Annotated in this window: 12 protein-coding genes and 1 pseudogene; 8 read left to right on the top strand and 5 right to left on the bottom strand. The window is 42.3% G+C overall.

Translation table 11 applies throughout. From position 1 onward, the window contains the following. Positions 1 to 126 precede the first annotated feature (126 nt). The gene (locus tag JMV76_RS09015; RefSeq protein ID WP_045454117.1) at positions 127 to 642 is read right to left on the bottom strand and encodes a hypothetical protein; all 516 of its coding nucleotides are present in this window, start codon (positions 640 to 642) and stop codon (positions 127 to 129) included. 262 nt (positions 643 to 904) lie between these two features. Between JMV76_RS09015 and JMV76_RS09010 the strand changes: the two genes are divergently transcribed. Next, positions 905 to 1,633: a CHAP domain-containing protein gene (locus JMV76_RS09010; RefSeq protein WP_045444182.1), complete on the top strand. Its 729-nt coding sequence runs from the start codon at positions 905 to 907 to the stop codon at positions 1,631 to 1,633. A 114-nt stretch (positions 1,634 to 1,747) separates the two neighbouring features. Here JMV76_RS09010 and JMV76_RS09005 read toward each other — a convergent pair whose 3' ends face one another. Beyond that, entirely contained in the window at positions 1,748 to 2,476 is a 729-nt protein-coding gene (locus JMV76_RS09005) for a hypothetical protein (RefSeq protein ID WP_201502445.1), read from the bottom strand. A gap of 223 nt (positions 2,477 to 2,699) precedes the next feature. Further along, positions 2,700 to 3,007 (bottom strand): annotated as a pseudogene (locus JMV76_RS09000) (YhbY family RNA-binding protein). Between the two features lie 343 nt (positions 3,008 to 3,350). On the opposite strand from JMV76_RS09000, the gene JMV76_RS08995 reads away from it, so the two are divergent. The 7 genes from JMV76_RS08995 to JMV76_RS08965 all read left to right on the top strand — a co-directional run bounded on the left by JMV76_RS08995 (position 3,351) and on the right by JMV76_RS08965 (position 11,027). Further along, positions 3,351 to 3,983, top strand: a complete 633-nt coding sequence (locus JMV76_RS08995; protein WP_045444188.1) for an RlmE family RNA methyltransferase — start codon at positions 3,351 to 3,353, stop codon at positions 3,981 to 3,983. A 401-nt stretch (positions 3,984 to 4,384) separates the two neighbouring features. Then, positions 4,385 to 6,280, top strand: a complete 1,896-nt coding sequence (gene ftsH / locus JMV76_RS08990; protein WP_055124711.1) for an ATP-dependent zinc metalloprotease FtsH — start codon at positions 4,385 to 4,387, stop codon at positions 6,278 to 6,280. A gap of 187 nt (positions 6,281 to 6,467) precedes the next feature. Further along, on the top strand, positions 6,468 to 7,364 hold the full coding sequence (gene folP, locus JMV76_RS08985) for a dihydropteroate synthase (protein ID WP_201502444.1): 897 nt from the start codon (positions 6,468 to 6,470) through the stop codon (positions 7,362 to 7,364). 29 nt (positions 7,365 to 7,393) lie between these two features. Next, positions 7,394 to 7,675, top strand: coding sequence for an FAD assembly factor SdhE (locus JMV76_RS08980; protein ID WP_201502443.1), 282 nt, complete (start codon positions 7,394 to 7,396; stop codon positions 7,673 to 7,675). A 92-nt stretch (positions 7,676 to 7,767) separates the two neighbouring features. Continuing rightward, positions 7,768 to 8,211, top strand: a complete 444-nt coding sequence (locus JMV76_RS08975) for a hypothetical protein (protein WP_201502442.1) — start codon at positions 7,768 to 7,770, stop codon at positions 8,209 to 8,211. Between the two features lie 302 nt (positions 8,212 to 8,513). Continuing rightward, positions 8,514 to 9,263 carry a YidB family protein gene (locus tag JMV76_RS08970; protein ID WP_201502441.1) on the top strand — a complete coding sequence of 250 codons (750 nt, stop codon included), beginning with the start codon at positions 8,514 to 8,516 and terminating at the stop codon, positions 9,261 to 9,263. A gap of 306 nt (positions 9,264 to 9,569) precedes the next feature. Continuing rightward, a complete protein-coding gene (locus JMV76_RS08965) occupies positions 9,570 to 11,027 on the top strand; it encodes an anion permease (RefSeq protein ID WP_201502440.1) in 1,458 nt (485 codons plus the stop codon). 64 nt (positions 11,028 to 11,091) lie between these two features. Here the strand turns inward: JMV76_RS08965 and JMV76_RS08960 are convergent, their stop codons facing one another. Together JMV76_RS08960 and recA are read right to left on the bottom strand one after the other, a co-directional pair. Then, complete coding sequence (locus JMV76_RS08960; RefSeq protein ID WP_201502439.1) at positions 11,092 to 12,210, bottom strand: regulatory protein RecX; 1,119 nt, start codon at positions 12,208 to 12,210, stop codon at positions 11,092 to 11,094. Positions 12,211 to 12,267: 57 nt separating this feature from the next. Further along, a complete protein-coding gene (gene recA, locus JMV76_RS08955; RefSeq protein WP_201502438.1) occupies positions 12,268 to 13,320 on the bottom strand; it encodes a recombinase RecA in 1,053 nt (350 codons plus the stop codon). Between the last annotated feature and the right edge of the window lie 554 nt (positions 13,321 to 13,874).

Raw genomic sequence — 13,874 nt, 5'->3', positions numbered from 1 at the left:
TGACGTTCATAATGTGAACGGAGCTAGCAGGTGATTTTTTTTGTTTGCGTCATTACAAAATCGCAGCGTTATCAGCTGATTTTTACGATTTTGTTTACACAACTTTACATAGTAACATTAATAATTTCAATGATTTGCCAGACGTAAAAGTGCTTTTTTGAGATTTTCATCAGTGGTGACATGCTCTGCGGCCTGTGATATAGTCCGCTTTGTGTTTTGGCTAAGAGCCTGATTTTCATTGGCTTTACTAGATTTTGACAAAGTTGCTGATACTGCTAATAGTTGTTTAGATGAATGATTATCAGCTGAATTTTTAGCTACGACGACGCGAATTTGCTTGAGTTGTTTAAATGTAATTGACTGCTCTGTTAAGACTTGCAAATAAGCGCTCTGCAAATAGCGAATATGATTGGCAGCAGTCATTGAGCCCACACTGAGTATTAATTGCTCGGAGGTGAGGCCTACGACCCAACAGGTATTAAGAATTTCTTCAGGTAGACAATCTACCAATAGCTCTTTTACCTCATTGGTCGCTTCTATGTATAGCCGCATATTGTCAGCAAGCGTTCGGGGTAGTGCGCTACCAGCAAAAGCTTGATGGTCGATAAGTTGGGCAAGCCGATTTGGCTGTTTTTTTGACATCGTGATGACTCATCTAATAGGTGACAAAATCGATATTCATAATTGACATGCTAAAAGCAATTGATACTGAACGATTTGCGAGACAGTGAACTAAGCGGAATATGGTATTAACAGATAATACCAGCATTAGTCACTACAGAAGAAATAGCGGGCTGTTTTAATAAGGATTTTATCATGTTTTGTAATGATCATCTCCTCTAAACTAATTGATGCTTTGTCACGGATGACGAGCGGTCTTGTATTAACAATAGGTAGTAAATTTATGAAACAAGCTTTATTAATTTTGTCAGTATTGGGAATGGGTATAGCACAGACAAGTGGTGCTGTCGAAACAACCTTTCAACCAAATAATACCTTGAGTCATACCATCACTAACATCTCTGCTTCTGCGAACTACGGTTCTAGCCGCAATATCTATAGCACTAACAGTGGTGCTCATGTATATAGCAATGATGAGATCAGTCAAGCCATTGATAATTTAAGTGCGCATGCCAAGCAAAAAGAATACCAGCTTGCTTCGCTTACCAGTCGTTTGTCTTATGAGCAGCGTCAGCAGCAATCAAGCCGCGCTCCTGATCGCAATTCTGCTCCTGCTATCGCAGCGGCAAGTGCATCGCGAGTAGCACTGTCTAGAAGCTCTGGCTACTGTGCTCGCTATGTACGTAAAGCGCTACAATCAGCAGGTTACGAATTTACGCCTAACCCTTCAGCTTATCAGTATGCCTCTCGCGGCACACTTGCTCAAGCAGGTTTTACCAAGATCAGTAATGATATGCAGCCACAAGTGGGTGACGTCGTTGTCTATAATCGTACGTCAAACCGTCCACATGGTCATATCCAGATCTTTGATGGTAACGATTGGGTATCTGATTTCCGCCAAAACAGCATTAGCCCATACAGTGGCACTTACAGCTATACGACATGGCGTGATTCGCAATATGTCGATGATGCATCAGACCGCGGTATTTACCTCGCGATGGCTGACAAATAGTAGCCAGTTAGATGTAACCTAAGTTAAAAGTTTTCTCCAAATCCAGTAATGCTCTTTATAGCGTTGCTGGTTTTTTTTGCGCTTTGAGTTGTGATGCTTAAGTTAAAAGTAGAGTTAAAGCTCAAATCTCGACCAGTGGCTACGATTGTGAAAGTCAGGCAGGGAGGCGTGGTTTGGGGCAAAATATAAAGCAATCTCACCAAACCATAAAATAACGCAAGGATTTATATGCTCAATCACAGTATTAGCGATGACGTACTGCTGATTCGGTAGTTGGGTCATCGACACCCCAAAGCTGCGCTCATAATGATGAGGTTTATTTGCGACTGATGGATCATTAAATAAAGGATTCTCAACGTACCTTAATGTTGGCTTTACATTGTTTATCCAATTAATAGACGCGCGCGCTTGTCCATCAGCTGCATATAAGGGTGTTGGTGGTAAGGTCGCAGGATTACGATAGCTCTCAAATTGATATAGCGCGTAACGACCGTCTGGATTGGCATTAATCTCGATATAGGGCGTTGCCTTTTGGGCATCCGTTAGATTTTCATCATTTATCAGACGACCAGCGATAAAACACTCAAGGCAAGTCTCTTCCCACAAGTAATCATCGAATTTTACTTGTGCTTGCTGCCACATTGACCAGTTTAGCTGCTTTGCTAGCAGTTGGTTGGGCAGGGTGAGTTGATAGGTTAGCCTTAAGTGGAGTGATGGCTGTTGAATGACCTGAGCACTCACATTTATACAGATGCGTTGCAACTCATCTACTGTTACACCCAGTTGCTGCGCATCATTTACTATGGTTTCGGTGGCCACACAGAGATTGAATGATTGATTCATAAGTTAAGACCCGACAATAAAAATATAGAAGTAACCATAAGAAAAGTTGTACCGACTAAGCGAGCTAATATTACACGCTAAGTAAATCTAAAACGAGCAGACAACATAAAAGCCGCGAGCAAGATGCATCGCGGCTTTTACATTTATCGTCGCCATTTGGCTATGATTTGAGTTGATATGGCATACCATACCATCACTCAAACCAGCTGGTCATCACATATTATTATGCATGACGTGCTAAGTTAGACAATTTTGGGTTGGCGTTTGGATTTTTACGTAGTAACAATGCCATACGACCAATAGAATGAACAAAGACGCGTTAGCCGCTTTGGCAAGTTCAGCACCGATGACATCGCGTTCTTCTTTTGTGCCAGCAGGCAGTTTTACTTTGATGAGCTCATGATCTGATAGAGCGCGATCAATCTCTTCAGTAATGGTTGGGGTAATACCTTTATTGCCAATCATGACGATAGGTTTGAGGTCGTGACCAATGCCTCTTAGGCGTTTGATGGTAGCGTTATCGAGTTGCATAGAATTCCTAGGTGTTGGTAAAAATAAAAGACAGTGCTATTAAGAGCAGTTGACGACCATTATAGATAATCTGTGGTCATCTTGCATGAGATCAGCAGGATTTTGCACGATTTTACGTGGTGAAAATGTTAAACTGAATGTTTGGGCACATTATAAACGCTACTGTCTGATAAATCAGTGTTTTAACCAATAGAATTTCGCCAGTCTAAGACTGCAAATGTATAAAAATCTTGATTGATAGCATATTCGAATGAATTTAACCCATATCGAAAGTGTTTCATAAATCTTTTAGCTACTTCAGTAATATGTATGAATGTTTTGCAAAGCAATAGGAGCAGGTATTTTGGCCACGCGTATCGAAAATAAAAAACTGTCAAAGAGTAGTAGCGCTTGGATGAAAGAGCATATTGACGATCATTATGTGCAAAAAGCGCAAAAAGATGGCTATCGTGCCCGTGCCGCCTATAAGTTATTAGAAATTAATGAAAAGACCAATATTATTAAAAAAGGCATGACGGTTGTAGATTTGGGCAGTGCTCCAGGCAGTTGGTCTCAAGTGGCAGGTCAGCTAGTAGGCGAAAAAGGTATTTTGATTGCCTCTGATATTCTGCCGATGGATACATTGCCTGATGTGACCTTTATTCAAGGCGACTTTCGCGAAGCAGAAGTGTTTGATGCGATCATGGCAGAGGTTGGTGATAGACAGGTCGATGTAGTGCTGTCCGATATGGCACCAAATACGGCAGGAAACAGCGCAATCGATCAGCCACGTATGATGTATTTATGCGAGCTGGCAGTGGACTTCGCGCTTGCAACCTTACCAGAAGGTGGCGCACTTATTATGAAAGTGTTTCAAGGTGAAGGCACACAAGAATTACGCAAGCAGATGCAGCAGGATTTTAGTAAAATCCGTAGTATCAAGCCAGGTGCATCACGACCACGGTCAAAAGAGATGTTTTGGATAGCGATTAAATAATCATAACGTCGTTATGTCACAGCCATTGTAAGCGAGATAATGTGTCACCATAACATAGTCTCATGAGCGTATTGAACCCGCTACAATCGTTAACTGAATAATAGCGAAACCTGCTTGAATTATGCAGGTTAGCACCACATATCATGGTATATTAACTTTGTTTCAAGCATATGTTTTAGGCAAAGTCGTCTGACAATAAGCGCCTGATGTGCTCATCTACGATAGATATATAGGTCATTGATATTTATAACTTGTGGAAACAGTCCCCATGCAGCATTTGAGTTGTGTGAGTCTGACTCATAAATTTTGGCTATGAATATATCTACTAAAAAATGAGCGATACGTTTATAGACGTCACGTGTTTAATAAACACACCAATAAGTAAGGGATGGGAATAACTAGTGAGCGACATGGTAAAAAATACCTTATTGTGGCTGGTGGTAATCGGCGTTTTGGTGCTGGTGTTTAGCGGCTTTGATCAATCATCCGAGCCGGATAGCCTTAACTACTCTGAGTTTGTGACCGCCGTGTCAGAAAACCAAGTAGCCAGCGTTGAAATCGATGGCGAGCAAATCACCGGCGAAAAGAAAAATGGTTCATCTTTTGAGACCATTCGACCAGCTGTGTCAGATGACGAGCTCATGCCATTGCTGCGTGAGAACCAAGTCGAAGTCCAAGGGACTGCCCCAAAACGCCAAAGCGTCTTGATGCAATTACTGATAGCCAGTTTCCCAATTCTATTGATTATTGGTCTGTTTTTATTCTTCATGCGTAACATGCAAGGCGGCGCTGGCGGTAAAGGCGGCGGCCCTATGAGCTTTGGTAAGTCAAAAGCTAAAATGCTGACTGAAGACCAAATCAAGGTGAACTTTGAAGATGTGGCTGGTTGTGAAGAGGCCAAAGAAGAAGTGGTTGAAGTGGTCGAGTTTTTACGCGACCCTGATAAATTTACCAAGCTTGGTGCGACGATTCCACGTGGTATCTTAATGGTAGGTCCTCCAGGTACCGGTAAAACCTTGTTAGCCAGAGCCATTGCTGGTGAAGCTAAAGTGCCGTTCTTCTCAATCTCAGGTTCTGATTTTGTTGAGATGTTTGTCGGTGTCGGTGCCTCACGTGTACGCGATATGTTCGAACAGGCTAAAAAGAGCGCGCCTTGTATCATCTTTATTGATGAAATTGATGCGGTCGGTCGTCATCGTGGCTCTGGTATGGGCGGCGGTAATGATGAGCGTGAGCAGACACTGAACCAATTATTGGTCGAAATGGATGGTTTTGAAGGCAATGAAGGCGTAATCGTCATTGCAGCGACCAACCGTGCGGATGTGCTTGATAAAGCGCTATTGCGTCCAGGTCGTTTTGACCGTCAGGTACAAGTGGGATTACCAGATATTAAAGGCCGTGAGCAAATTCTTAAAGTGCATTTGAGAAAGCTGCCGAATACTATCGGTGTGGATGCCAATGCATTGGCTCGCGGTACACCAGGTTTCAGTGGTGCGCAGCTGGCCAACCTTGTCAACGAAGCGGCATTGTTTGCAGCACGTCGCAACAAGACCAGCGTTGATATGAATGACTTTGAAGATGCAAAAGACAAGCTATATATGGGTCCTGAGCGTAAATCAATGGTCATCCGTGAAGAGGAGCGCCGTGCTACTGCTTATCATGAAGCAGGTCACGCCTTAGTCGCTGAGCTACTACCAGGTACCGATCCTGTGCATAAAGTAACGATCATGCCGCGTGGTTTTGCGCTTGGGGTTACTTGGCAGTTGCCAGAGCATGACCAAACCAGTATGTATAAATCAAAAATGCTGAGCGATATTGCTATCTTGTTCGGCGGTCGTATCGCTGAAGAAGTCTTTATCAATCAAATGTCGACGGGTGCTTCTAATGACTTCGAACGTGCAACCAAGATGGCTCGCGCCATGGTGACGAAGTACGGTATGTCTGACGCACTTGGTATTATGGTTTATGAAGACGAAGACAGCTCGCAAGGCTATTTTGGCTCTAGCAGTCGTACGATTTCAGAAGCCACGCAGCAAAAGGTCGATGAAGAAGTTCGCCGTATGTTAGAGGAGCAATATGATATCGCGCGTGAATTGATTGAAGGCAATCAAGAAAAAATGCATGCGATGGTAGATGCTCTAATGAAGTGGGAAACTATTGACCGTGATCAGTTGCAAGATATCTTAGCAGGTGAAGACCCACGTCCACCTAGAGTTTATCAGCACAACGAAGTCAACTTATCGAAAAATGATATCAAAACAACCAACTCAACACCGCCACCGTTACCAGCGATGTAATTGTTAATTGTTTCATATCCAATAGAAAAAGCCCTTTATCATAAAGGGCTTTTTTGTTATCCATATTTTGTGAAGGGTTTAGTACAGAATAGAGTTTACTGGTATCATAAGCACAACGCATAACAAGCACAGTGCATAACAAGCAGTCTGCAATAATTAGAATGTTTTAATGAGAGATAATTTGGTTATGTCCTTATTTCAGCCCTTACCCAGCTATAAGATATCAAGTCGTGATAAAACACTAGATTTATCGCAGCCCCATATTATGGGTATTCTTAATGTCACACCCGATTCGTTTTCAGACGGTGGACAGTTCAATGCGGTAGATAAAGCAGTTGCTCATTGCCAGCAGATGATAAAAGAAGGTGCGACTATTATCGACATTGGCGGTGAGTCTACTCGTCCAAATGCCAACGTTGTGTCGACGGATGAAGAGATAGAACGTGTCGTGCCAGTTATTCAAGCCATTAGGCTGCAATGTAGTGACAGCACTTGGCTATCCATTGATACCAGTAATCCAGAGGTTATGAAAGCAGCTTTTGACGCTGGTGCTGATATTTGGAATGATGTACGCGCACTCAAACGCGAAGGTGCAGCAGTACTAGCGGCGGAGCTTGATATACCCATCATGCTGATGCACATGCGCGGCGAGCCAACAACGATGAATAATTTGGCACAATATGACGATGTCATTAGTGACGTAAGGGCTGAGCTATTATCGCGTATTGACGAAGTAACAAAAATCGGTGTTAAGCGTGAGAAAATTATTATCGACCCAGGCTTTGGTTTTGCTAAAAATTATGAGCATCATTGCGCACTATTAAGCCAGCTTGGCAGGCTACAATCGCTTGGTTTTCCGATGATGTTTGGCATTTCACGCAAGCGTTTTTTAGCGGAAGTATTGAGCAAGAGTGGCGTCGAAGCCGTTGCAACGACTAAAGCGCAAGAACGTGATGTGGTAGGTACGGCAGCTGGTATCTTTGCCCTACAGCAAGGCGCTGGCATTATACGCACCCATAATGTGGCGATGATGCAGCAAGCAGTCGCCTTATGGTGTCAATTATCTGCGCATAATTATCCTTAATCCCAATTTAAAATAATGAGAGTACTTTTATGACCACCTCGATTCAGCCAGAACCAACCAATGAACAGCGTCGCATTATCTATCAAGCACGCCGCGGATTAAAAGAGTTAGACTTTTATATTGACCTTTATGTTAAAGAAATTTACTTAACGGCAGAGCCTGCTGAACAACAGACGTTTGCAGAAATGCTGACTCATGAAGACCCTGATTTGTTGGATTATTTCACCAATCAAAATCGTCCAGAAAATGAAGAAATATGGGCGCTAGTCAATAAAATTAAGACATGGCGTCATACCAAAGATTTGACTTAAAAACTGATTTAGATATAAAAAATGGTTGTCCAGAGCTGGTTTAGCTAGGCCTAAGTAATATAATGGTCTGCCGTTTTTTTTGGTGATAAAATATGACCTTGGCAAATTCGTTGCGTATTGATACGGCTATTCGGCCTGCCAGCTATTTGCGTTTGCTGCTTTATAGTGGGTTGACCGTCGTCATGGTTGTACTGGCATGGCTTGCTTCTTTACTGTTATGGCAATATGTGCTTATTTTAATCGTTACCGCCGCGGTGATTATTTATTTAACATTATCACGACCCATACTGCTGCACCTGAGCCAAACACCACTTAGTCATCGTATTGATCAATATTGGCAGCTACTGCTCCGTACGGGTCGCGGTGATGAGCTATGGCAGGCACAATTAATCAATGTCTCTGGATATCGATGGGCGATAAGCTTTGAATTCAATGTTATAGAGCCTTATCAGCGCTCTTTATCAGTGACCATCTTTCGAGATCAAGTGAGCCCTGAACAATGGCGAGAGTTGAATGTTTTGGCTAGATTGTATTGAATATTCATAAATGGTGCTTATCAGTCCCATTGCCGAATGTTCAATATGCCTAACATAAACACCGAAAATACGAGTTAAGGTAGTATTTTTTTATAGTGTCCAATGGGGGATTTTTTTCAAGAATTTACGAACGCCTACATGTCATAACAAAATACCTATCTGGATAGCGAAATAGATTTGTTATATTGCAAGAGAATTGTGAATCGCATAAGTAAATCGAGTTGTTACTTAATCTATTAAATTAGCAGCGAAGTTTTTAGCGGTTTATAGATAATAAATAATATGACAAAAAGGAATCGAGAATGAGCTTATTAGGGAATTTGGTTAGTCAGGTGGCCCGTCGTGCGATGGATCCTGAAGATGCGCAGCGTAATCCTGTAAATCAACGCATTGATCCACGTCGTACAGGTGGTCTTGGGGATATATTGGGTAGCGTGCTAGGCGGTGCTAGTCAAACTGGTGGCTATAATCTACGCCAGTATGATCGTCAGCCAGACAATGGTTTTGGCTTAGATGATATCCTCGGTGGGTTAACAGGCGGTGGACTCACTGGTGGTAATCAACGTGGCGGCGTCAATTCTAATGCTGGTGCTGGTGGTTTGGGCGATATTTTAGGCAGCGTATTGGGTGGTCAAGCCATGGGTGGTCAAACGAGAAAATCTGGATTCGGTGGTAAAGGTATGCTAATCGCTGCACTTATGCCAATGGTACTAAGCTGGATCAAACGCAATGGCGGCTTGAGTGGTGCATTATCGAAAATCACAGGTATGGGTTATGAAAACCAAGCACGTTCTTGGATGAGTAACCAACAAGACAATGACAACCTTGATCCAAATGATATCAGTCAGTTATTCGATGAAAATGAGATTCAGCAGGTTGCAGCACATACTGGGGCTAATGACGTAGAAGTCCGTCAAGGTCTTGCTGAATTGCTGCCAGAAGTAATGAATCAGCTGACACCAAGTGGCAATTTGGATAATGAATCTGAAGCCAATGAAGAGATTGATCAAATCATCAATCAATTATCTAGTCGATTAGGTGCGTTAAAATAAACTTATTTTTTAAAGAAAGTTGCAATCGTTAATGCCAAAAAGTTAATACTATAAAAAGAGTACGTTATCCAACGTGCTCTTTTTTATGGCTGTTAGTTTAACCCTACTATTGGTACTCAATTACTGAATATTTACTCTTTGTTCTAAACAGATATGTTAAAAATGGTGAATAATAGAAAAATAATTCTATAAATCTTATAAGATGGTCATATGATTCATTGAGTCTTTTGTCGCAGTGGCTACTTTGATGATCCTTTATATAATATGACTGCGTGATGGTATAAGCATTTATAAGGATAGTTAATCATGCCATTTAAGCCTATTCAAGCAGCGGTTGCCATTTTGGTCGGCTTGATCATTTGGTTTGTGATACCAGTGCCTACTGGCGTTACGCCTGAAGCATGGCACATGCTGGCGTTATTCATCGCCACTATTGTCGCCATCATCGGCAAAGTATTACCCATTGGTGCCATTGCTATCATTGCCGTCACCCTAGTCGCACTGACAGGCGTGACTAGTGATAGCCCAGCACAAGCCATTAGCGATGCACTATCAAGCTACTCAAGTCCGTTGATTTGGCTAATTGGTATTGCAGTCATGATATCGCGTGGCTTGATAAAAACGGGTTTGGGTCGACGTATTGCCTATTATTTTATTTCTATTTTTGGTAAAAAAACCATCGGCGTGGCTTATTCTTTGACTGCGGCTGAATTGATGATAGCACCCATTACGCCCTCTAATACGGCACGTGGCGGCGGTATTATTCATCCTATTATGAAGTCTATCGCGCAAAGCTTTCACTCAACACCTGAGGAAGGCACCCAAAATAAGATTGGTCGATATTTGGCGATGGTGAACTATCATGCCAACCCGATTACCTCTGGAATGTTTATCACGGCTACTGCGCCCAACCCTCTGGTTGTAGATTTGGTGAATAAAGCCACGGGCGGTGATATTCAGCTGTCATGGACCACTTGGGCAGTGGCGATGTTTGTACCTGGCATGCTATGTCTGCTTGTGATGCCGTTAGTCATTTATATAATTTATCCACCTGATGTTAAAATCACGCCCGATGCAAAAGGTTTTGCCAAGGAAAATTTAGCAGAAATGGGAAAAATAAGTAGCCAAGAAAAAATCATGCTCGGAGTATTTGCTCTGATGCTGTTATTGTGGGCGAATATTCCCGCATTGATGTTAGGTGAGCAATATAGCGTTGATGCTACCACCACAGCATTTATTGGTTTGACGACCTTAATATTGACTGGGGTACTGACTTGGGACGATATTTTAAAAGAGAAGTCAGCATGGGATACCATTATTTGGTTTGGCGCCCTTATTATGATGGCCGCTTATCTTAATAAGCTTGGACTGATAAGCTGGTTTTCTGGCAATATCGAATCGATGATTGGCACGACTGGGCTTGGCTGGATAGGCGCTGTGACTATTTTGACCCTAGTGTACTTATATATTCATTACTTCTTTGCTAGTACCACGGCTCATATTACTGCACTATTTGCAGCATTTTATGCGGTGGGTTTAAGCTTGGGCGCACCGCCGATGTTATATGCGCTGATCTTAGCCGCAGCGGGCAACATCATGATGACGCTTACGCATTATGCAACCGGTACTGCGCCAGTCATTTTTAACTCTGGTTATGTGACGTTAAGAGAGTGGTGGAGTATTGGCGCGATTATGAGTGTGGTCAATTTGGTCATCTGGATCGGTGCTGGTTTGATTTGGTGGAAAGTACTCGGCTATTATTAATAGATCGCTCAAGTCATATTGTCTTATGTACAGATGGGTGTTTTTAAAAAAAGGTGAGGGTGGCTTAAAAGCGCTCATCTAATGTGTCTAATGTATAATTGAGCGCGGCAAAACAGATATCGCTCTGAAAGCCTCGATATTGCAAAAACCGTAGCTGCTTTGCTTTGTCTTTTTGTTCAGTGGGTATGTCATCGCCGTACTTCTTAGTGCGCGCTGTGACCGCCAGTTTGAGCCAATCGACACCATCCACCAGATTATCTGCACTATCATCTACAAACTCCCTAAACTCTTCTGACTCTGCATTTGCCATATCGATTAACTCATCGATATTACTGGGCATGGTAATTTTTTTACGATAAAACTCTTGCTTGATACGCCCACGTCCCCGACCTTTACGGATACTTTCACGAATGAGCATGAGCGTCGTGCGATAATCACTTTGGTAGCCTTTTTCCTCAAATTCATCGAGTAGCGCATCAATTTTATCTGGGGCTTGCTCCTTATCAATAAGCTTTTGCTTAAGCTCAGCCTTGCCGTACTCACGGCGCGATAAATAATAAAAAGCTAACCAACGTAAACGACTTTCGGCTTTGATCTCATCTATTTCTGCTTGTCGTTGTTCAGGCGTGCGCAAATAGGCTTTAAGAGCAGCGGGTAGGTTATCCATCTGACTGTCGACTGTGCTATGCACAGAAGTGTTGGTAATCGCAGCATCGGTTGTATACTGTGATTCTTTGTTAAACTCATTATCAGTAGCTGCACTATCGTCTGGTTCACCATGAATATTTTGTTTAACTTCAGCCAGCATCTCTTTGATACTTTGCGCTTCTGGTTGCTGATAAGCAGGCACGTCACTAGGCTCAGGGCTAAAGTTAGCCGCTGGGTGAAAACGCTTTTTACGTTTCTTGGTTTGAGCAGAATTTTTATTGGTAGAAGAGTGAGCCTCAACGGATTCTACTGAAAAGTCAGCATCGTCAGATAATGAATGGTCTTCATGATAGTAAGTTGAATGTTTGCGCGTCTTAGTTGTTTTTTTAGGATTGCCTTGATAGGAATGCTGAGAAAATTTGGAGGATTCAGAGTGTTTGGAAGATTTGGACGGTTTTTTTGATTTGATAGTAGGACTACTCGCTGAATCGGCATCGGATTCAGCGAGTATTTCAGCTAAGGTTTTAATGTTCATAACAATTTAATTTTCATAACAAGTCATGATTATTGATAACGATTAATCATTGCGCCGTTATTGTACAGGTTCAGAAACCAACGCTTCATTGGCTTTACCTTCGGCTTTGGTCTCTTTCTTTGATCCAAGCTTTTCTTCACGGATTTTAGCTTCGATTTCTTGCGCAATCGCAGGGTTTTCTTTTAAGAACAGCACAGAATTGGCTTTACCTTGACCAATTTTTTCGTCGCCATAGCTATACCAAGAGCCTGCTTTGCCAACAGCTCCAATTTCAACACCCAAGTCAATCACTTCGGCTAAGTGGTTGGTACCTTCACCATAAGTAATTTCAAACTCTGCTTGGCGGAAAGGAGGTGCCATTTTGTTTTTGATGACTTTGACACGGGTTTGGTTACCGATGATTTCATCACCATTTTTGACCGCACCGATGCGGCGGATATCCATACGCACTGAGGCGTAGAATTTGAGCGCGTTACCACCAGTCGTGGTCTCAGGGCTACCAAACATCACACCAATTTTCATACGAATTTGATTGGTAAATACCACCATACAGTTAGAGCGTTTGGCGTTACCTGTGATTTTACGTAGGGCTTGGCTCATAAGACGTGCTTGCAAACCCATATGTGAGTCGCCCATCTCGCCTTCAATCTCCGCACGTGGCGTTAGAGCGGCGACTGAGTCAATGACGATCATATCGATAGCACCAGAGCGCACCAACATGTCGGTAATTTCAAGTGCTTGCTCACCATTATCAGGCTGAGAAAGCAATAGCTCGTCAGTGTTTACACCAAGCTTACGCGCATAAACAGGGTCAAGCGCATGCTCAGCATCGATAAAGGCGCAGGTGCCGCCTTGTTTTTGACATTCTGCAATCGCCTGTAGCGTCATGGTCGTTTTACCTGAGCTTTCTGGGCCATAAATCTCTACGATACGGCCTTTTGGTAGACCACCAATGCCAAGTGCAATATCCAGACCCAACGAACCTGTTGATACTACATCGACATCCATAATAGCTGAGTCGTCACCTAAATGCATGATGGTATTCTTACCAAACTGCTTTTCGATTTGACCGAGTGCTGCTTTAAGGGCTTTGGCTTTATTGTCGTCCATACTGGATTCCTTGTCTTCAATCATTGGTTAAAACTATAAATTTGGTATGATAAATAAAATGTTTGTAGCTACGAAGGTTAACGGATCAATAGTGCTGATGGCTATCTAAATAATAGGCAGCGTTCGTTCAATGTCTATCTAAGATGAATGGGGTAGAGTATCGATGATGTAGACAGTAATATTAGATATATCACTCTACTATACAGTAAAATCAAATAACGATAAAAGTAAAATTAAGTTCATAATCAGCGCCAACAGATGTAATTTATAGGTAACATTATGCTCGTTGAGCCTTGACTGTTTTCTAAAGTGCAGTTGATTAGATAAGGTGATTATAACAAAAACCAAGGAGCATATAGAAGGTTAGATGATGCTAAACGACACTAACTGTCGCATTGTATATAAGTGATAACTTGTGTAATCTAGTTGCTGAATATATCCTAATTTTGGATAGGATAATGTCGCCCTTTGTCAATAGCATTAAAAGTTGTCCACAAGAAATAAAGCGTCTAAATTTAGCTTTTGTGAAACATCGGTGAGGATTAATTTAATTT

The organism is Psychrobacter cibarius, from assembly GCF_904845955.1.
Lineage (GTDB): Bacteria > Pseudomonadota > Gammaproteobacteria > Pseudomonadales > Moraxellaceae > Psychrobacter > Psychrobacter cibarius_B.
The sequence above is the reverse complement of the archived record's forward strand: the minus strand, read 5'-3'. Positions and strand labels throughout refer to the sequence as shown.

Excerpts from the sequence above, each read along its gene's own strand:
- JMV76_RS09015 (WP_045454117.1), bottom strand. The coding sequence starts at position 642 with ATGTCAAAAAAACAGCCAAATCGGCTTGCCCAACTTATCGACCATCAA.
- JMV76_RS09010 (WP_045444182.1), top strand. The coding sequence starts at position 905 with ATGAAACAAGCTTTATTAATTTTGTCAGTATTGGGAATGGGTATAGCA.
- JMV76_RS09005 (WP_201502445.1), bottom strand. The coding sequence starts at position 2,476 with ATGAATCAATCATTCAATCTCTGTGTGGCCACCGAAACCATAGTAAAT.
- folP (WP_201502444.1), top strand. The coding sequence starts at position 6,468 with ATGTCCTTATTTCAGCCCTTACCCAGCTATAAGATATCAAGTCGTGAT.
- JMV76_RS08980 (WP_201502443.1), top strand. The coding sequence starts at position 7,394 with ATGACCACCTCGATTCAGCCAGAACCAACCAATGAACAGCGTCGCATT.
- JMV76_RS08975 (WP_201502442.1), top strand. The coding sequence starts at position 7,768 with ATGACCTTGGCAAATTCGTTGCGTATTGATACGGCTATTCGGCCTGCC.
- JMV76_RS08970 (WP_201502441.1), top strand. The coding sequence starts at position 8,514 with ATGAGCTTATTAGGGAATTTGGTTAGTCAGGTGGCCCGTCGTGCGATG.
- JMV76_RS08965 (WP_201502440.1), top strand. The coding sequence starts at position 9,570 with ATGCCATTTAAGCCTATTCAAGCAGCGGTTGCCATTTTGGTCGGCTTG.
- JMV76_RS08960 (WP_201502439.1), bottom strand. The coding sequence starts at position 12,210 with ATGAACATTAAAACCTTAGCTGAAATACTCGCTGAATCCGATGCCGAT.
- recA (WP_201502438.1), bottom strand. The coding sequence starts at position 13,320 with ATGGACGACAATAAAGCCAAAGCCCTTAAAGCAGCACTCGGTCAAATC.